18 protein-coding genes are annotated in these 18,181 nt (G+C 59.6%); 9 read left to right on the plus strand and 9 right to left on the minus strand.

Annotation, left to right across the window (positions count from 1 at the left end):
* Positions 1–3: 3 nt before the first annotated feature.
* Positions 4–810 (minus strand): DUF72 domain-containing protein, encoded by an 807-nt coding sequence (locus tag AC1RO0_RS01165; protein WP_498591144.1) that lies wholly within the window; start codon positions 808–810, stop codon positions 4–6.
* A gap of 30 nt (positions 811–840) precedes the next feature.
* Positions 841–3,762 (minus strand): excinuclease ABC subunit UvrA, encoded by a 2,922-nt coding sequence (gene uvrA, locus AC1RO0_RS01170; protein ID WP_498591145.1) that lies wholly within the window; start codon positions 3,760–3,762, stop codon positions 841–843.
* Between the two features lie 258 nt (positions 3,763–4,020).
* On the opposite strand from uvrA, the gene AC1RO0_RS01175 reads away from it, so the two are divergent.
* On the plus strand, positions 4,021–4,575 hold the full coding sequence (locus tag AC1RO0_RS01175; protein WP_498591146.1) for a single-stranded DNA-binding protein: 555 nt from the start codon (positions 4,021–4,023) through the stop codon (positions 4,573–4,575).
* A gap of 68 nt (positions 4,576–4,643) precedes the next feature.
* Here the strand turns inward: AC1RO0_RS01175 and AC1RO0_RS01180 are convergent, their stop codons facing one another.
* Entirely contained in the window at positions 4,644–5,276 is a 633-nt protein-coding gene (locus tag AC1RO0_RS01180) for a MarC family protein (protein WP_498592352.1), read from the minus strand.
* A gap of 226 nt (positions 5,277–5,502) precedes the next feature.
* Between AC1RO0_RS01180 and gyrA the strand changes: the two genes are divergently transcribed.
* Positions 5,503–8,307, plus strand: coding sequence for a DNA gyrase subunit A (gyrA, locus tag AC1RO0_RS01185; protein WP_498591147.1), 2,805 nt, complete (start codon positions 5,503–5,505; stop codon positions 8,305–8,307).
* 92 nt (positions 8,308–8,399) lie between these two features.
* Here the strand turns inward: gyrA and AC1RO0_RS01190 are convergent, their stop codons facing one another.
* The 4 genes from AC1RO0_RS01190 to AC1RO0_RS01205 form a co-directional block, all read right to left on the minus strand.
* A complete protein-coding gene (locus AC1RO0_RS01190; RefSeq protein ID WP_498591148.1) occupies positions 8,400–8,759 on the minus strand; it encodes a DoxX family protein in 360 nt (119 codons plus the stop codon).
* Entirely contained in the window at positions 8,752–9,396 is a 645-nt protein-coding gene (locus AC1RO0_RS01195; protein ID WP_498591149.1) for a TetR/AcrR family transcriptional regulator, read from the minus strand. Before AC1RO0_RS01195 ends, AC1RO0_RS01190 begins: the two co-directional genes overlap by 8 nt.
* A 399-nt stretch (positions 9,397–9,795) precedes the next feature.
* The gene (locus tag AC1RO0_RS01200) at positions 9,796–9,954 is read right to left on the minus strand and encodes a hypothetical protein (protein WP_007696021.1); all 159 of its coding nucleotides are present in this window, start codon (positions 9,952–9,954) and stop codon (positions 9,796–9,798) included.
* A 92-nt stretch (positions 9,955–10,046) separates the two neighbouring features.
* Complete coding sequence (locus AC1RO0_RS01205; RefSeq protein WP_498591150.1) at positions 10,047–10,373, minus strand: hypothetical protein; 327 nt, start codon at positions 10,371–10,373, stop codon at positions 10,047–10,049.
* 95 nt (positions 10,374–10,468) lie between these two features.
* Here AC1RO0_RS01205 and coaD point away from each other — a divergent pair, with 95 nt between their 5' ends.
* The 7 genes from coaD (at position 10,469) to AC1RO0_RS01240 (ending at position 16,337) form a co-directional block, all read left to right on the plus strand.
* Positions 10,469–10,972, plus strand: a complete 504-nt coding sequence (coaD, locus tag AC1RO0_RS01210; protein ID WP_498591151.1) for a pantetheine-phosphate adenylyltransferase — start codon at positions 10,469–10,471, stop codon at positions 10,970–10,972.
* Between the two features lie 36 nt (positions 10,973–11,008).
* Positions 11,009–11,581, plus strand: coding sequence for a peptidylprolyl isomerase (locus tag AC1RO0_RS01215; protein WP_498591152.1), 573 nt, complete (start codon positions 11,009–11,011; stop codon positions 11,579–11,581).
* 137 nt (positions 11,582–11,718) lie between these two features.
* Complete coding sequence (locus tag AC1RO0_RS01220; RefSeq protein ID WP_153365644.1) at positions 11,719–12,219, plus strand: peptidylprolyl isomerase; 501 nt, start codon at positions 11,719–11,721, stop codon at positions 12,217–12,219.
* A 74-nt stretch (positions 12,220–12,293) separates the two neighbouring features.
* Positions 12,294–13,376 (plus strand): tRNA preQ1(34) S-adenosylmethionine ribosyltransferase-isomerase QueA, encoded by a 1,083-nt coding sequence (queA, locus tag AC1RO0_RS01225; protein ID WP_498591153.1) that lies wholly within the window; start codon positions 12,294–12,296, stop codon positions 13,374–13,376.
* A 6-nt stretch (positions 13,377–13,382) separates the two neighbouring features.
* A complete protein-coding gene (gene tgt, locus AC1RO0_RS01230; protein WP_498591154.1) occupies positions 13,383–14,513 on the plus strand; it encodes a tRNA guanosine(34) transglycosylase Tgt in 1,131 nt (376 codons plus the stop codon).
* Between the two features lie 262 nt (positions 14,514–14,775).
* Positions 14,776–15,165 (plus strand): VOC family protein, encoded by a 390-nt coding sequence (locus AC1RO0_RS01235; protein ID WP_498592353.1) that lies wholly within the window; start codon positions 14,776–14,778, stop codon positions 15,163–15,165.
* A 293-nt stretch (positions 15,166–15,458) separates the two neighbouring features.
* Positions 15,459–16,337 carry a cell wall hydrolase gene (locus AC1RO0_RS01240; RefSeq protein ID WP_498591155.1) on the plus strand — a complete coding sequence of 293 codons (879 nt, stop codon included), beginning with the start codon at positions 15,459–15,461 and terminating at the stop codon, positions 16,335–16,337.
* Positions 16,338–16,422: 85 nt separating this feature from the next.
* On the opposite strand, the gene AC1RO0_RS01245 is transcribed toward AC1RO0_RS01240, so the two are convergent.
* Together AC1RO0_RS01245 and fabF are read right to left on the minus strand one after the other, a co-directional pair.
* The gene (locus tag AC1RO0_RS01245) at positions 16,423–16,842 is read right to left on the minus strand and encodes a DUF4864 domain-containing protein (RefSeq protein WP_498591156.1); all 420 of its coding nucleotides are present in this window, start codon (positions 16,840–16,842) and stop codon (positions 16,423–16,425) included.
* A 58-nt stretch (positions 16,843–16,900) separates the two neighbouring features.
* Positions 16,901–18,166, minus strand: a complete 1,266-nt coding sequence (fabF, locus tag AC1RO0_RS01250; protein WP_498591157.1) for a beta-ketoacyl-ACP synthase II — start codon at positions 18,164–18,166, stop codon at positions 16,901–16,903.
* Positions 18,167–18,181: the final 15 nt, after the last annotated feature.

The raw sequence follows: 18,181 nt of genomic DNA on the forward strand, positions 1-18,181 counted from the left end.
ATGCTATTTCGCGACTTCTTCCTGTAGCGCGATCGCGCCATGCGGCGCATTGACCTTGCCCTCATGGATCATGAAGGCGAAGACGTCGCGCGGCTCGGCCTTGACCTTGCGAGCCTCGTCGATCAAAGGCAGATCATCGGGTATCTCACCCTCGGCCCAGGTTTCCAGCCGCTTTGCCCAGGCTTTCAAGTCTTTCGGCGGATAGCAGGTCTTGATCTCATCGGACCCTTTCTGCAGACGAGCATAAACGAAATCGGCGGTTACATCGGCGATCATCGGATATTCGAAATGCTCGGCGCAAACCGGCGCGATATTGTATTTGGCGAGCAGGGCGATGAATTCCGGCACCTTGAACGAGTCATGCCGAACCTCAACCACATGCCTCAGCGCCAAGCCATCCTGCTTGCCCGGCAGCAGCTTTAGAAACGCCTCGAAATCATCCGGATCGAACTTCTTGGTCGGAGCGAACTGCCAGAGCAGCGGGCCGAGATGATCGCCCAGTTCACTGATGCCGGAGTCGAGAAAACGCTGCATGGATTCACCTGCTTCGGCAAGCACGCGCCGATTGGTGACGAAACGTGTCGCCTTGAGCGAGAAGATGAAACCATCCGGCACGTCGGCGGCCCATTTGGCAAAAACCTCAGGCTTTTGCGTGCTGTAATAGGTGCCGTTGACTTCGATCACCTTTAGCTGGCGACTGGCGAAATTGAGTTCTTCCTTTTGCTTCAGCGTGTCGGGATAGAATGTCCCGCGCCACGGCTCAAACGTCCAGCCGCCAATGCCGGTTCGGATCGTGCCGGTTTTGGTCATTCTCTCCTCCATTGATTGGGCGCGGCTAGATCACTCCGCCGCTACCACTTTTTTCATCGGCCGCCGCTCCAGCAATTCCTTGAGGAACTGGCCGGTATAGGAGCGCTTCTCCTTGACGATCGTCTCCGGCGTGCCCGTGGCAACGATCTCGCCGCCGCCGTCGCCGCCTTCGGGGCCGAAGTCGAGGATCCAGTCGGCCGTCTTGATGACTTCGAGATTGTGCTCGATGACGACAACCGAATTGCCCTGGTTGACCAGCTCGTGCAGCATCTCCAGAAGCTTGGCGACATCGTGGAAATGCAGCCCGGTGGTCGGTTCGTCGAGAATGTAAAGCGTGCGGCCCGTCGATCGCTTCGACAGTTCCTTGGCTAGCTTGACGCGCTGTGCCTCGCCGCCCGAAAGCGTATTGGCCTGCTGGCCGACCTTGATATAGCCGAGACCGACATCCTTCAGGGACTGCAGCTTGTCGCGCACGGCGGGAACGGCGGCGAAGAAATCGACGCCTTCCTCGACCGTCATGTCGAGCACATCGGCAATCGACTTGGTCTTGAAGGTGACGTCCAGCGTTTCCCTGTTGTAGCGCTTGCCGTGGCAGACGTCGCAGGTGACGTAGACGTCGGGCAGGAAGTGCATCTCGATCTTGATGACACCGTCGCCCTGGCAGGCCTCGCAGCGGCCGCCCTTGACGTTGAAGGAGAAGCGGCCCGGTTGGTAGCCCCGCGCCTTGGCTTCCGGCAGGCCGGCGAACCAGTCGCGGATCGGTGTGAAGGCGCCGGTATAGGTCGCCGGGTTCGAGCGCGGCGTGCGGCCGATCGGCGACTGATCGATGTCGATCACCTTGTCGATATGCTCGAAGCCGTCGATCCGGTCGTGTTCGGCCGGGATTTCGCGTGCGCCCATGACGCGGCGCGCGGCCGACTTATAGAGCGTCTCGATCAGGAAGGTAGATTTGCCACCGCCGGAAACGCCGGTAACGGCGGTAAAGACGCCGAGCGGGATCGCGGCTGTGACGTCCTTGAGGTTGTTGCCCCTGGCGCCGACGACCTTGATCTCCTTGCCCTTCTTGATCTTGCGACGTTCGTCGGGAACCGGCACGCCGAGCTCGCCGGAGAGATATTTCCCGGTCAGCGACTTTGGATTGGCCATGACTTCCTGCGGCGTGCCATGCGCCACCACCTGGCCGCCATGTATGCCGGCGGCGGGGCCGATATCGACCACGTCGTCCGCCGTCATGATCGCATCCTCGTCATGTTCGACGACGATCACCGTGTTGCCGATGTCGCGCAGATGCTTCAGCGTTTCCAGCAGGCGGGCATTGTCGCGCTGATGCAGGCCGATCGAGGGTTCGTCGAGGACGTAGAGCACGCCGGTGAGGCCCGAGCCGATCTGCGAGGCCAGACGGATACGCTGGCTTTCGCCGCCGGACAGCGTGCCGGAATTGCGCGACAGGCTCAGATATTCAAGGCCGACATCGTTGAGGAAGCGCAGGCGATCGCGGATTTCCTTGAGAATGCGGACGGCAATCTCGTTCTGCTTGTCGGTGAAAGTCTCCGGCAGCAGATCGAACCAGTCGCGGGCAATCCGGATCGACATCTCCGCGACCTGGCTGATATGCAGCTTGTTGATCTTGACCGCCAGCGCTTCCGGCTTCAGGCGGTAGCCGTTGCAGGCCGGGCAGGGGGCGGCCGACATGAAGCGCTCGATTTCCTCGCGCGCCCAGGCAGAATCCGTTTCCTTCCAGCGCCGTTCGAGGTTCGGCACAATGCCTTCGAAATTCTTGTGGGTCGTATAGGAACGCGCGCCGTCGGCGTAGTGGAACTCGATCTTGTCCTCGGTGCCGTTGAGGATGACGTCCTTCGCCGTATCCGACAGGTCACTCCAGCGGCTGCCAAGTTTGAAGCCGTAATGTTTGCCGAGCGCTTCCAGCGTCTGATTGTAATAGGGCGAGGTCGATTTGGCCCAGGGAGAGATCGCGCCGTCGCGCAACGTCCGTTCCGGTTCCGGCACGATCAACGCGGGGTCGATCTTCTTCAGCGAGCCGAGACCGTCGCAGGACGGACAGGCGCCGAAGGGATTGTTGAACGAGAACAGCCGTGGTTCGATTTCTGAAATGGTGAAGCCGGAGACCGGGCAGGCGAATTTTTCTGAAAACAGCACGCGCTCATGCGTCTCGTTCAGCGACTTGTTGGCCGAACCACCGGCGGAAGTTTCCTCCGGCGGCAGCGGCTTGTCGGCGAATTCCGCAACAGCAAGGCCGTCGGCGAGACGCAACGAGGTTTCGAAGCTGTCCGCCAGGCGAGCTGCCATGTCGGGCCTGACGACGATGCGGTCGACGACCACGTCGATATCGTGCTTGTATTTCTTGTCGAGCGTTGGCGCATCGGCGATCTCGTAGAACTGCCCATCGACCTTGACGCGCTGGAAGCCCTTTTTCATGAGCTCCGCCAGTTCCTTCTTGTATTCGCCCTTTCGACCGCGCACGAGCGGCGCGAGAATATAGAGCCTGGTGCCTTCCTCGTAGGCGAGCACGCGGTCGACCATCTGGCTGACCGTCTGACTCTCGATCGGCAGGCCGGTGGCCGGCGAATAAGGCACGCCGACGCGGGCAAACAGCAGGCGCATGTAGTCGTAGATTTCGGTGACGGTGCCGACCGTCGAGCGCGGATTGCGCGACGTGGTCTTCTGCTCGATCGAAATCGCCGGCGACAGGCCGTCGATCTGGTCGACATCAGGCTTCTGCATCATCTCCAGAAACTGCCGGGCATAGGCAGACAAGCTCTCGACATAACGACGCTGTCCCTCGGCATAGATCGTGTCGAAGGCAAGCGACGACTTGCCCGAGCCGGAAAGGCCGGTCATGACAATCAGCTTGTTGCGCGGCAGGTCGAGATCGATGCCCTTGAGATTGTGCTCGCGCGCACCACGTATGGAAATAGTCTTCAGCTCGCTCATCGTCTTACGCTTATCCCTTGGAGTCTGCCCTTATTTAGTGATGCCAAGCCGTGAGTCGAGGCTGAAATGAAGGGCAGCGCCAGGTTTTCGATTCGGTTGACAGGATCATAGGGATAAAATAGAACAAAGAAAGAACAAAATTCCTTGTGGATGAAGCTCCCTTGGATGATTGCTTAAATAGCACCTGATGGCGGCAATAGTCTAAGGTGCGCGGATAGAATTTCAGAGCCGTCGATGGGCGGCAAGTAGGGTGGTGTCATGGCCGGTAGTGTGAACAAGGTAATTCTGGTTGGAAATCTCGGGGCGGACCCGGAAATTCGCCGTACGCAGGATGGCCGTCCGATCGCCAATCTCAACATCGCGACATCGGAAACCTGGCGCGATCGCAATTCCGGCGAACGCAAGGAAAAGACCGAATGGCACCGTGTGGTGATCTTCAACGAAGGTCTCTGCAAGGTCGCCGAGCAATATTTGAAGAAGGGCGCCAAGGTCTATATCGAAGGCGCTCTGCAGACGCGCAAGTGGCAGGATCAGAATGGCCAGGATAAGTATTCGACCGAAATCGTGCTACAGGGCTTCAATTCGACGCTGACCATGCTGGATGGCCGCGGTGAAGGCGGCGGTGGCGGCGGTAATCGTGGTGGCGGCGGCGGTGATTTTGGTGGCGGTGACTACGGCGGCGACGACTACGGTCAGCCCGCACCGTCATCCGGCGGTGGTCGCAGCGCTGGTGCAAGCCGTGGCGCTCCCGCAAGCGGCGGCGGTGCTGGCAGCAATTTCTCGCGCGACCTGGACGACGATATCCCGTTTTGATCGAGCGGCCCTGATCGATAGCTTATATCGGCTTGAGTTGAACAGCTCGCCTTTTCCGGCGGGCTTTTCTATGCGAGCGTGAGGGCGGACCGCACGCCGTCCACGACAAACTGGGCGGCAAGTGCTGCGAGGATGACGCCGAGCAGGCGGGTCAGGATAGCGCGCCCCGTTGCCCCCAGCATGCGGTCGAGCCTGTCGGAAATTGCAAGGGCCGCGAAGACAAGTCCGAGATTGACGGCGATGACGCCGATTAGCTGCGCCCGGTCGAGCGTGGTTTGCAGCGAGCCGGCGAGCAGGATGGTTGCAGAGATAGCACCGGGGCCGGCGATCAGCGGCAAGGCGAGGGGGAAGACCGCGATATTGTGGATGTGATCCTTGGTGATCGCGACCTCGGTCGTCTTCTCTTTCCGGTCCTGCCGCTTTTCGAACACCATCTCGAAGGCGATCCAGAAGAGCAGCAGGCCGCCGGCAATGCGGAAGGCGCCGATGGAGATGCCGAGAATGCCGAGCACGCTGGCGCCGAACAGCGCGAAGGCAGCCAGGATGAAGAAGGCGATCAACGAACCACGCAAGGCTACCTGCTTGCGCTCGGCCCGGTTCATGCCGGCCGTGAGGCCGATGAAAAGCGGAGCGAGACCTGGCGGATCGACCGTGACAAGCAGCGTCGTGAAGGCATTGATTAGCGTGTCCGCGCTCGCCATATAGTCCCCAGCCATTTGTTTTCTATGGTTGTTGATCCATTGATATGCGAGGAATGGGCTTTCGCAAAGCGCAATGCGGCCAATCCGGGACGTGCTGCCACGGAAATGTTCGATTTAGCGGGTTAAGAGGGCAAAAGCCTGTTCAAAAGCACCCGCCAAAATTGGCGCTCGCAGGGCCTTTCGGCTATAAATTTCGCAGTGATTCTAAAAGAGATCGTGATCTGTTTTGACTGAGCAAACACCACCCGGCGGCGGGAAGCTCCCGCCAGGCATCGAGCCAATTTCCATCATGGAGGAAATGCAGCGGTCGTACCTCGATTACGCCATGAGCGTGATCGTCAGCCGCGCACTTCCCGATGTTCGCGATGGTCTCAAGCCCGTTCATCGACGCATCCTCTATGGCATGTCGGAACTCGGGATCGACTGGAACAAGAAATATGTGAAGTGCGCCCGCGTCACCGGTGACGTGATGGGTAAATACCATCCGCACGGTAACCTCGCGATTTACGACGCGCTCGCCCGCATGGCGCAGCCCTGGTCGCTTCGCCTGCCGTTGATCGACGGGCAGGGCAATTTCGGTTCCGTCGATGGCGATCCGCCGGCGGCTGAACGTTACACGGAATGCCGCCTGCAGAAGGTGGCGCATTCGCTGCTCGACGATCTCGACAAGGATACCGTCGATTTCCGCGATAACTATGACGGCACGCTGAGCGAGCCTGTCGTCGTGCCGGCAAAGTTCCCGAACCTGCTTGTCAACGGTTCTGGCGGTATTGCTGTCGGTATGGCGACCAATATTCCGCCGCATAACTTGTCCGAAGTGATCGATGGCTGTATCGCGCTGATCGACAATCCGGCGATCGAGCTGCCGGAGATCATGCAGATCATTCCGGGTCCGGACTTCCCGACAGGCGCCAAGATCCTCGGCCGTGCCGGTATCCGCTCGGCCTATGAAACCGGGCGTGGCTCCATCGTCATGCGCGGCGTCGCAGCGATCGAGCCGATGCGCGGCGACCGCGAGCAGATCATTATCACCGAAATTCCCTATCAGGTGAACAAGGCGACGATGATCGAGAAGATGGCCGAACTCGTGCGCGAAAAGCGCATCGAAGGCATCTCCGATCTGCGTGACGAATCCGACCGCCAGGGCTACCGCGTTGTCGTCGAGTTGAAGCGCGACGCCAATGCCGATGTCATCCTGAACCAGCTTTACCGCTATACGCCGCTGCAGACGTCTTTCGGCGCTAACGTGGTGGCTTTGAATGGCGGCAAGCCGGAGCAGCTGACCCTGCTCGACATGCTGCGCGCCTTCGTGTCCTTCCGCGAAGACGTCGTCAGCCGCCGCACCAAGTACCTGCTGCGCAAGGCGCGTGAACGCGCCCACGTCCTGGTCGGCCTGGCAATCGCCGTCGCCAATATCGATGAAGTCATCCGCGTCATCCGCCGCGCTCCCGATCCGCAGTCGGCGCGTGAAGAGCTGATGACCCGCCGCTGGCCTGCGGAAGATGTCGAATCCCTTATCCGGCTAATCGATGACCCGCGCCACCGCATCAATGAAGACCGCACTTACAATCTTTCGGAAGAGCAGGCGCGCGCCATTCTCGAGCTGCGTCTTGCCCGCCTGACGGCACTCGGCCGCGACGAAATCGGCGACGAACTCAACAAGATCGGCGCCGAGATCAAGGATTACCTCGATATCCTGTCGTCGCGTGTACGCATCCAAACCATTGTAAAAGATGAGCTTATCGCCGTTCGAGACGAGTTTGGCACACCGCGCCGCACCGAGATCGTCGATGGCGGTCTCGAGATGGACGACGAGGATCTGATTGCCCGTGAGGACATGGTCGTCACGGTTTCGCACCTCGGCTACATCAAGCGCGTGCCGCTCACCACCTACCGCGCCCAGCGCCGCGGCGGTAAGGGCCGCTCCGGAATGACGACGCGCGACGAAGATTTCGTTACCCGGCTATTTGTTCTCAATACACATACGCCGGTGCTGTTCTTCTCGTCGCGCGGCATCGTCTATAAGGAAAAGGTCTGGCGCCTGCCGATCGGCACGCCGACATCGCGCGGCAAGGCACTGATCAACATGCTGCCGCTGGAGCCCGGCGAACGCATCACCACAATCATGCCGCTGCCCGAGGACGAGACGAGCTGGGACAATCTCGACGTCATGTTCTCGACGACGCGCGGCACCGTGCGCCGCAACAAGCTGTCGGATTTCGTTCAGGTGAACCGCAACGGCAAGATCGCCATGAAGCTGGAGGAGGAGGGCGATGAAATCCTCTCCGTCGAGACCTGCACCGAGCATGACGACGTGCTGCTGACGACGGCGCTTGGACAGTGTATCCGCTTCCAGGTTTCGGATGTGCGCGTCTTTGCCGGCCGTAATTCCATCGGCGTTCGCGGCATTTCGCTGGCCTCGGGCGACAGCATTATTTCGATGACAATCGTCAACCATGTGGATGCCGAGCCTTGGGAGCGTGCTGCCTATCTCAAGCGCTCCACCAGCGAGCGTCGCTCGACCACGGGCGAGGAAGAGGAAATTGCGCTGGTTGGCGAGGAAGTCACCGAAGAGGGACAGCTGAGCGACGAGCGCTATGAAGAGCTGAAGGCACTGGAGCAATTCGTGCTGACGGTTTCGGAAAAGGGCTTCGGCAAGCGTTCGTCTTCTTACGATTTCCGTATCTCCGGCCGTGGCGGCAAGGGTATCCGCGCCACCGACACGTCGAAGACTGCCGAGATCGGCGAACTGGTCGCCGCCTTCCCGGTCGAAGAAAGCAATCAGATTATGCTGGTCTCGGATGGCGGTCAGCTGATCCGTGTTCCAGTCGGCGGTATTCGCATCGCCAGCCGCGCCACCAAGGGCGTCACCATCTTCTCGACGGCCAAGGACGAAAAGGTCGTTTCGGTCGAGCGCATCAGCGAGCCGGAAGGCGATGATGACGCCGTCGAGGCGGATGCTGAGGATGGTGTGCCGAATGGCGAGGCCGAGGCGCCTGCCAGCGACGCCGAAGGGACTAGCGAGGAATAGCTCGCAGTCTTCATAAGTTGAATGGAAAACGGCCGCCTTCGGGCGGCCGTTTTTGTCTGTTCGATAGCATCGGCATGAACCTGCAACCCGCCCTATCGAGAGGCGGCAAGACCTGTCCGCCAGGTGGTCCATCCTGTCAGCAGCACCAAGCCCAATACGATCGCGGGAGCAATGGCATGTGAATATTCGCCGTGTCCAAGCACGGTCGCGATCGCTGCGAGCATGATAGTGGCGGCGAGCGCCAGGCCGAGAAGGCGAGTGGAGCGCAGAAGGATGAGGGCGGCGGCAACCAGCTCGACTATGCCAGTCACGTAATGAAACCATTCGGGATAGCCCCAGCGCTGGTAGTCATCGAGAATGGTATTGGATGCAAAGATATTGCCCAATCCTCCGGCCACGAAGAACACTCCCACAATCCAGGGAAGTATCAGGTTCCATTTGAATTTACTCATGGCCTTTGGTCTCCCTTGTCATGGCACCCTGTAGAAAAGTTTTGACGGCAGATTCGCTCAGGCGCTCGATTGCTGCTTGATCCAACGGCTTGCGATCAATCCCCACGAGACCGCGCAACTGCGGCGCCATCACCAGCATGCTCAGGAACTGTTCGGCCAAATCAAACGCGGAGATGTCTGCCCGAAACTGGCCATCCGCTTGCTTTGGTTCGATCCAGCTTGCCAGTATACGCGCGGCATTCTCCGGGCCTCCGAACCAGATTGCCTGGGCGAGCCTCGGGAATTGATGGCCTTTGGATGCCATCAGGCGATGCAGTGCGAGCGTTTGTGGTTGAAGCACGATACCAAGAATGCTGCATCCGAAGGATGCGAGAGCTCTATCGAACTCTCCAATGTGGGGGATCTCAAGCAGTTCGAGCGGGCCGGAAAGATCAGCGCAAAGCCGCGTGACCGCTTCTATGAAAAGCCCTTCCTTGCCGCCGAAATGATCATAGACGTTGCGCCGCGAACCACCGGAGCGGGATATCACCATATCGATGGAAACCGCGTCATATCCCTGTTCCAGGAACAATTCCGCTGCACTTTCCACGAGTTGCTTAACCCGGTCTGCCCCACGTTCTGTCCTATGGGTTTCCATATGAGCCTCTTTTGAAGAAAGATGGTATGGTACTATACCATACCATACCATTTGGTGGTGCAATATTTGCCGGAGGCGTGCGACCTTTTGTCGATTTCATGATTTCCGCTGTGCAGCTGCCGCATAGAAAAAAACCGGACGCTGGGGAGCGTCCGGTTTGAATGGTCCCGGGCGCCTGGAGGGCCGCACGCGGGGTGGGGGAGATTGTCAGGAACCCGAGGGTTCAGAGTGTTCCGTGACGCTTGTTCAGCTTCTTACTCTCTTCGCTTTCGCGATGGAGCGCCGATATGGTGGATGCGACAGACACAACGAACATGCAGCTAATGAAAAGCGTAAGCACCGTTAATATCGTGAACATGATCGCTCCCTTCCTCTCGTGGAACTAGCGTTCAGATCCCTTTAGTATTGGCTGGAGGCGGTAAAGGAACGAGCCGAAGCAAAGGGACCATAGATCTTCGACTGGTCAGGCTTTTGATCGTAAAGTGCGATCGTTGCTGCAAGCATTCCGGAAATCATCGTCATCCAAACAACGTTAATAAGGGTGATCTTGTCGGGCATACTCTGTTTCCTTCTTACAGCAATGTGCAAATTTAAGGTTCGTACTTTAACGCAGCGGCTCGTGAATGGTTCCGCCATATGTTGGCCTCTATTTACCAACGCCCATCTGAAGCAACCTTGAATGCCTTGTTCATCTGGCGTTCAGATTCGCGATGCGTTTTGCGCATGGCGATGATTATTTCTTGAGCAGAAATATTGTCCTCCCTGTCGGTATGCGCAGCCCATTCGATTTCGTAGTTGTTCGCGAACAGGTGAGCGATGTGCTCGATGAGGATGGAGGCGACAATGGCGACTGCGACGATGAGGACCAGCATGGCCTGATATTCCTGAGCCGGGGCGGATGGCTCGATTGAGCCGGCCCGTTTCGATGTTGGGGTGAGTAAAGCATCGTCGATCTGAAACGGGCTTGAACGTTGCATTCATCTGTCGTTCAGAGGCCATCGCCGGGTTGCAAATGACTTGCGAGAAGGGGCTATCCGTGACAAAAGGCGTCGAAACAACGAGCCGGCTTGGTATGACGACAGCCTTTTATCCCGGATCCTTTGATCCCATGACCAACGGACATCTGGACGTCCTCGTGCAGGCGCTGAATGTCGCCTCCAAGGTGATTGTCGCGATCGGTATTCATCCCGGCAAAAAGCCCCTCTTTTCCTTCGAGGAACGGGCCGAGCTGATCAATCGGTCGCTTGCCGATGCACTGCCGCAGAAGGCGGTCGATATTTCCGTCGTCTCTTTCGACAATCTGGTGGTCGATGCGGCGCGCAAGCATGGCGCGAGCCTTCTGGTGCGTGGCCTGCGCGACGGCACCGATCTCGATTACGAAATGCAGATGGCGGGCATGAACCGCCAGATGGCGCCGGATATTCAGACCCTGTTTCTGCCCGCCGGCACGGCGTCGCGGCCCATAACCGCCACATTGGTGCGGCAGATCGCCTCCATGGGCGGCGATGTCAGCGCCTTCGTCCCGCCAGCGGTTCTTGAAGCCCTGACTGGCAAGTTAAAAGATCCGGCCAAATAAAAGCAGGCCGAAATCCATTTCCCGAACGGAGCACCCATGAAACTGTTTCATATCGCATTGGCAGGCTTTCTCGGCCTCGCCGCCTTCGCAGGCAGCACCATCTCGGCTGCGGCCACCGATCTTCTGACGATTCAGCTGAAGGACGGCCCGGTTGTCATCGAGTTGATGCCCGAAGTTGCGCCGAAGCATGTCGCGCAGATCGAAGCGTTGGCGAAGAAGGGTGCGTATGACAATGTCGTATTCCACCGCGTCATCGATGGCTTCATGGCCCAGACCGGCGATGTCCAGTATGGCAACACGACGAAGGGCTACAATGCCGCCAAGGCCGGCACCGGCGGTTCCGATCTTCCCAACCTTCCGGCCGAATTCTCGAAGGTTCCGTTTACGCGCGGCGTTATCGGCATGGCGCGTGCCCAGGATCCGAATTCCGCCAATTCGCAATTTTTCATCATGTTCGCCGATGGCGATTTCCTGAACGGTCAGTACACGGTCGTCGGCAAGGTCGTCTCCGGCATGGAGCTCGTCGACAAGATAAAGCGCGGCGAAGGCCAGAACGGCGAAGTGAGCAACCCGGACAAGATGCTGAAGGTCACCGTCAGCAAGAAGTAATTTCACAGGCATGATCCCAAAAAGTGCCATGCGGTTTTTGGATAAGATCATGCCAAGCCAAGCGACATGATCCCCAAAAATGTGAAGCGGTTTTGGACAGGATCATGCACAATCAAACATAGAACGAGGAAACGAAAATGGCTGAGATCAAGGATCCCGAAAACACCCTCATCCTGGAAACCACCAAGGGCGAAGTTGTCATTCAGCTTCTGCCGCAGGTTGCTCCGGAGCACGTTGCGCGCATCAAGGAACTCGCTCGCGAGAAAGCCTATGACGGCGTTGTTTTCCACCGCGTCATCGACGGTTTCATGGCCCAGACCGGCGACGTGGAGCATGGCAAGGTCGGCGGCAATACGGCTCGCGCCGGTACGGGTGGCTCGTCCAAGCCGGACCTGAAGGCTGAATTTTCCGCCACCACGCATACGCGCGGCACCTGCTCGATGGCGCGTTCGCAGAACCCGAACTCGGCCAACTCGCAGTTCTTCATCTGCTTCACCGATGCGCCTTGGCTGAACAAGCAGTATTCGGTCTGGGGCCAGGTGATCAGCGGCATGGACAATGTCGACAAGATCAAGCGCGGCGAGCCGGTGAAGGATCCGGACTCGATCGTCTCCGCGCGGATTGCCGCCGACGTCTGATTGTGATTATTCCTGAAACCCGCCTCTTGCGCCTTTGGCGCGGGGGCGGGTTTCGCTTTGCCTGGATTGCCTGAATGCGTGTTGACCTTTTCGATTTCGACCTCCCGGACGAGCGTATCGCGCTCAGGCCCGCCGAGCCGCGCGATAGCGCGCGTCTGCTCGTGGTCGATCCGAATGCCGAGATGGTCTTGAGCGATCGCCAAGTCAGCGATCTCCCGTCCTTCCTTCGTCCCGGCGATGCTATCGTCTTCAATGACACGAAAGTTATCCCCGCCCAGTTGGAAGGCATTCGTCATCGCGAGGGTGCGCCCGGCCAGCAGGTTTCGGCGACGCTGCATATGCGCGCCGCACCCGATCGCTGGAAGGCGTTCGCGAAGCCGGGCAAACGCATCAAGATTGGCGACCGCATCCAGTTCGGCCATGGCGAGAATGTCTGCGCGCTTGGCGCGCTTGATGCTGTGGTCGAGGAGAAGGGCGAGGGCGGCGAGATCACGCTGCGCTTCGATCTCTCCGGTCCAGCGCTGGATGAAGCGATTGCCACTGTCGGCCATATCCCGCTGCCGCCCTATATCGCCGCCAAGCGTCCGGAAGACGAACGCGACCGCGCCGACTATCAGACCATCTATGCTCGCGAGGAGGGCGCCGTTGCAGCGCCTACCGCCGGCCTGCATTTCACGCCGTCGCTATTTGCCACGCTGGACGCCATGGGCGTCGAGCGGCATTTCGTGACGCTGCACGTCGGCGCCGGCACCTTCCTGCCGGTCAAGGCCGATGATACCGAAGATCACAAGATGCATTTCGAGATCGGCCATGTCGATGCGGCGACAGCGGAAAAGCTGAACGCCGTGAAGACGAGGGGCGGGCGCATCGTCTGCGTCGGCACGACGTCGTTACGGCTGCTCGAAAGTGCGGCCGCCGAGGATGGTACGATCAAACCCTGGTCCGGTGCGACCGGCATCTTCATTACGCCAGGCTACCGCTTCAAGGCGGTCGATCTGCTGATGACCAATTTTCACCTGCCGCGCTCGACGCTGTTCATGCTGGTGTCGGCCTTTGCCGGCCTCGATACCATGCGCGCGGCCTATACCCATGCTATTGAGACGGGCTATCGCTTCTATTCCTATGGCGATGGCAGCCTGCTCCACCGGAAAGACTAAGACGAGATGAGCGAGAGCTTTCAGTTCACATTGAAGAAGACCGACGGCGGCGCCCGTCTCGGTGAAGTTTCCATGCCGCGTGGCACGATCCGCACGCCGGCCTTTATGCCGGTCGGCACGGTCGGCACGGTCAAGGCGATGTATCTCGACCAGGTGCGCGAGAGCGGCGCCGACATCATCCTCGGCAATACCTATCATCTGATGCTGCGCCCGACAGCCGAGCGTGTCGCCCGTCTCGGCGGCCTGCACGAGCTGATCCGCTGGCCGCATCCGATCTTGACCGACTCCGGCGGCTTCCAGGTGATGTCGCTGTCCGGCCTGCGCAAGCTCAATGAGCAGGGCGTTACCTTCAAGTCGCATGTCGATGGCAGCCTGCACCACATGTCGCCGGAACGCTCGATCGAGATCCAGGGCCTGCTCGGCTCCGATATCCAGATGCAGCTCGATGAATGCGTGGCGCTTCCCTCGACCCCGAAGGAGATCGAGCGCGCTATGGAAATGTCCTTGCGCTGGGCCGAGCGCTGCAAGGTCGCCTTCGGCGATCAGCCCGGCAAGGCGATGTTCGGCATCGTGCAGGGCGGTGACGTGCCCGATCTGCGTGTTCGCTCGGCGCAGGCACTGAGCAAGATGGATCTGAAAGGCTACGCTGTTGGCGGCCTTGCCGTCGGTGAGCCGCAGGATGTGATGCTGCGCATGCTGGAAACCACCCTGCCGGAACTGCCGACCGAGAAGCCGCGCTATCTGATGGGGGTCGGCACACCCGACGATATCCTGAAATCAGTTGCCCGCGGCATCGACATGTTCGACTGCGTGATGCCGACCCGCTCCGGCCGTCACGGCCTGGCGTTCACCCGCCGCGGCAAGGTCAATATCCGCAATGCCCGTCACGCCGAGGATATGCGCCCGCTCGACGATCAATCGAATTGCCCGGCCTCGCGCGATTATTCCCGCGCCTATCTGCACCATCTCGTCCGCGCCAACGAGGCGCTTGGCGGCATGCTGCTCTCCTGGAACAATCTCGCCTATTATCAGGAACTGATGCAAGGCATTCGCAAGGCGATTGCCGAAGACCGATTCAGCGACTTCATGGCGGAGACGCAGGAGAACTGGGCGAGGGGCGATCTCGAGCCGGTTTGAGATGCGTCTGGCTGACCACTTTGGGTCTAGCCCATCGTTCGCAGTCCTTGCTCCTGCCCAAAATCGGCGCTAATCGGAACTGTCGAAAAAGGCAGGGTCGGTTTTGGTAAGCCCGACCCCTTTCATCCGGAAGCTCTGTTCCGCGCCTTGGCGCGAGTACCCACGACGCGGAAGCTTGGCCATACCGGCCGAGCCACCCGCGTTGGTGCGGGCAATTTCGGCCGGCATGCCTCCGCGGGATAGATCTATGGAGCTGCCTGCCATGCGACTAAATCACCTTGATCTTCATGTCCCCGATGTCGCCGCGACGAGGGACGTTCTCGTATCCGCCTTCGGCCTGACCGAGGTCGAGACGCGGGGCGTGAACGGCCTCGCCATTCTGCGCGACGAAGCCGGTCTCGAACTGGTCATCAGTCGTCCGATCGAGAAGTTCGGCGGAGGTGATTCGGTCTCGGTCGGACGCAATACCTATCACATCGGCTTTATATTGCCGTCGCGCGAGGCTGTGGACGAACAATTTGAGCGAGCCAAATCGGCCGGTTGCGAGATCTGGCAACCGCCTTCGGCGGTGCGAGGTGGATGGTTATTTTACTGCTTTGCGCCGGGGCGAATTCTCATCGAGGTCGGCTGGCGTTCAGACCCAAGCGTCTGATCAGAAATATTAATGTCTGTAATGGTTTGTGATGCGATCTTCGCGTCACAAACCGGGCGTTTTTCGGTGGCGAATTCGAGCTTTTTCGATGGGTCGCAAGCCCACCCGAAATACCGGCACGATGAGAAAGCGTTTGGAAAAATGGCGAATCGGAATAAACGGTCCGTCCGCCGATGATAAGCTTCATTGGCTAATTTAATCGCGATGGGTTTGGAATTCCTGTGGATTTCGGCTACAACGCTTTTTCTTGATCGATAAGGGCTGTTCTAATCATAAGTAGGAGGCACCTGCCGTTGAGGGCGCAAGGTAAATTGGGGACGTGTCTGTCCGGCTTGTTATTCGTCGGATTGGCGGCAACAGGCTGCACGACTGAAACGAAAACATCTTCGGCTACTCATAGCTCGACAAAATCGATCCAGCCGGCGAAGGTAACCTATAATTACACCGCCAAGGATCGTGACTGTCTGAAGCGTGTCATGTATTTCGAGTCCGAACATTCGGATCACGATGGGTACATGGCGGTGGGCACTGTCGTGATGAACAGGCTGACGTCGGGGGCTTATGCCAATTCGATTTGCGGCGTCGTCGCACAGGAGCGGCAATTCGCGCCGGGCGTGATGACGAGGCTTGTTCGCCCCGAGGCGGAACCGGAGCTGGATACGGCGGCCACGGCCATTCTGCGTGGCGAACGGCATGCCGGTGTGAAGGACGCGATGTTCTTCCATACCAACGGCCTGAAGTTCCCCTACAATAACATGCACTATGTCGCGATAGCCGGCGGAAATGCCTTCTACGAGAAGCGCGGCCGGGATGGCGAGTTACAGACCCCGGCGCCACTTCCGGCCTATGAGGTCGCGATGAACTACGTGTCGACGCAAGGAATGTCGACGACACAATCGCCGTTCATATTGCCGGAAACGCGGCAAGTGCAACAAGCGCCTTCCGTCGCCACCTTTACGCCGGTGTCGAACCCGACTTTCACCATGCCGGCAGCGACGGATGCTATCCCGGCGGTGGTTCCTATCCCGACGCCGGCTCCGGCCTTGGTTTCGGTGCCAGTTACCCATGGGACGGCAGTCGTCGAACCGATCTCGACCATAGCGGTTCCCCAGCCGCGCCCCGATTTCGAGGGTGAGGGCTATTCTGGCAACTTGGTTAGAATTCGCGGCTAATAGAGCCTGCAACTGCCTTTTCAGCGGCGCGCACTATATCGGATGATAGACGCGCCGCTCCATGGCATCAATCCCGCAACATTGCTCAGATGCCTTTGCTGGCCGTATTAGGCAGGATTTGCACGCCGTTGATCTTGTAAGTGCCATCCGGCTGGCGGGCTATCTGATAGATCGCCGTCCAGTCCTTGTCGTCGATACCGGTGATCAACACTTCCTGATAGACGACGGCGCCGTTGTCGATGGCGCGGCTTTTGCCGAAGGCGTAGTTGCCGGGGTGATAGACCGGCTGGTAGCTCTTCTTCACCATCGCGAAAAAGACGTCCTTATCCGGAAAGAGCGCCTTGATGCCCGGCGCGGCGAAGGCATAGGCCGTCGCCGCATCATTGCGCAGGAAAGCTTCTATCTGTCCCTGGATCAGCGTTTGCGCCGTCTGCACCGGGTCTTCCGCACGCGCTTCGGGCGCAAGGATGAGGCAGAGCGTGACGGCGAGAGATAAAGCGCGCATGAACATCTCCGGCGAATATCCCGAAGAGCATAGCGCGCTTCATGTCTTTGCAGAAGGGCTATTGCCAGCGGCGGAACAAGGCGCTGGCATTCACGCCACCAAATCCAAAACCGTTGGAGATCGCATATTCCATCGACATCGGCCGGGCCGTTGCACCGACCAGATCGATACCTTCGGCAGCCGGATCGGCTTCCTGCATATTGCGGTTCGGCGGCGCGATCTGGTCGCGTAGCGCCATGATCGTGAAGACAGCCTCCAGGCCGCCGGCGGCTCCGAGGAGATGGCCGGTGGCCGCCTTCGTACCGCTGACGGCAATGCCGCCATCGCGGCCGAACACGGTCTTGATCGCCTCCATTTCACCGCGGTCGCCGACCGGCGTCGAGGTGGCATGGGCGTTGAGATGTTTGACGTCGTGGGGCGAAATTCGCGCCTGCGACAAAGCTGCCAGCATCGCGCGGCGCGCACCATCGCCATCCTCTGGGCCGGCCGTCATGTGATAGGCGTCGGCGGCGGTGCCGTAGCCGACGAGTTCGGCAAGCGGCGTGGCGCCGCGGGCCAGCGCATGATCCAGCGTCTCGATTACCAGCATGCCGGCGCCTTCGCCCATGACGAAACCGTCGCGGGCCGTATCGAAGGGGCGGGAAGCTTCCTCCGGCCGGTTGCTGAAGCCGGTGGAAAGGGCGCGAGCCGCCGCAAAGCCGCCGAGGCTCACCTTGTCGATGCAGGCTTCGCCGCCGCCGCAGATAGCCACATCGGCCTCACCGGCTCGGATCAGCCGCGCCGCATCTCCGATTGCCTGGACGCTGGCGGCGCAGGCTGTGACCGGTGCACCAAGCGGCCCCTTGTAGCCGTAGCGGATACTGACCTGGCCGGCTGCGAGGTTGACGAGGAAAGAGGGGACGGTGAAGGGCGATAGTCGCCGTACGCCGCGTGTTTCCGCCGTCCGGACCGCGTCGGCGATTGCCGGAAAGCCGCCGATTCCCGAGGCGATCACGGTGGCGGTGCGCTCAAGGTCGTGAAGATCGGTCGGCTGCCAGCCGGATTGTTTCACGGCCTCTTCGGCCGCCGCCATGGCAAAGAGGATAAAGCGGTCCATCTTCTTCTGGTCCTTCATTGGCACGTAACGATCGGCATCGAAACCTGCTTCACTATCTTCCTCGAGGCTTGGCACGACGCCGCCGACCTTGGCGGCGAGATCATCAACCATTGTCTCCGGCAGAAGCCTGAGACCGGAACGACCTTCGACCAGCCGTTTCCAGGCTGCGTTGACGCCGACGCCGAGTGGCGAAACCAGGCCCATACCTGTTACGACGATGCGATCCATGTCTTGCTCCTATTT

The organism is Rhizobium sp. GW821-FHT14E12 (assembly GCF_058803745.1).

Coding starts and splice junctions, on each gene's coding strand:
- AC1RO0_RS01165 (WP_498591144.1), bottom strand. CDS start 810: ATGACCAAAACCGGCACGATCCGAACCGGCATTGGCGGCTGGACGTTT.
- uvrA (WP_498591145.1), bottom strand. CDS start 3,762: ATGAGCGAGCTGAAGACTATTTCCATACGTGGTGCGCGCGAGCACAAT.
- AC1RO0_RS01175 (WP_498591146.1), top strand. CDS start 4,021: ATGGCCGGTAGTGTGAACAAGGTAATTCTGGTTGGAAATCTCGGGGCG.
- AC1RO0_RS01180 (WP_498592352.1), bottom strand. CDS start 5,276: ATGGCGAGCGCGGACACGCTAATCAATGCCTTCACGACGCTGCTTGTC.
- AC1RO0_RS01190 (WP_498591148.1), bottom strand. CDS start 8,759: ATGAGTAAATTCAAATGGAACCTGATACTTCCCTGGATTGTGGGAGTG.
- AC1RO0_RS01195 (WP_498591149.1), bottom strand. CDS start 9,396: ATGGAAACCCATAGGACAGAACGTGGGGCAGACCGGGTTAAGCAACTC.
- AC1RO0_RS01200 (WP_007696021.1), bottom strand. CDS start 9,954: ATGCCCGACAAGATCACCCTTATTAACGTTGTTTGGATGACGATGATT.
- AC1RO0_RS01205 (WP_498591150.1), bottom strand. CDS start 10,373: ATGCAACGTTCAAGCCCGTTTCAGATCGACGATGCTTTACTCACCCCA.
- coaD (WP_498591151.1), top strand. CDS start 10,469: ATGACGACAGCCTTTTATCCCGGATCCTTTGATCCCATGACCAACGGA.
- AC1RO0_RS01215 (WP_498591152.1), top strand. CDS start 11,009: ATGAAACTGTTTCATATCGCATTGGCAGGCTTTCTCGGCCTCGCCGCC.
- AC1RO0_RS01220 (WP_153365644.1), top strand. CDS start 11,719: ATGGCTGAGATCAAGGATCCCGAAAACACCCTCATCCTGGAAACCACC.
- queA (WP_498591153.1), top strand. CDS start 12,294: ATGCGTGTTGACCTTTTCGATTTCGACCTCCCGGACGAGCGTATCGCG.
- tgt (WP_498591154.1), top strand. CDS start 13,383: ATGAGCGAGAGCTTTCAGTTCACATTGAAGAAGACCGACGGCGGCGCC.
- AC1RO0_RS01235 (WP_498592353.1), top strand. CDS start 14,776: ATGCGACTAAATCACCTTGATCTTCATGTCCCCGATGTCGCCGCGACG.
- AC1RO0_RS01245 (WP_498591156.1), bottom strand. CDS start 16,842: ATGCGCGCTTTATCTCTCGCCGTCACGCTCTGCCTCATCCTTGCGCCC.
- fabF (WP_498591157.1), bottom strand. CDS start 18,166: ATGGATCGCATCGTCGTAACAGGTATGGGCCTGGTTTCGCCACTCGGC.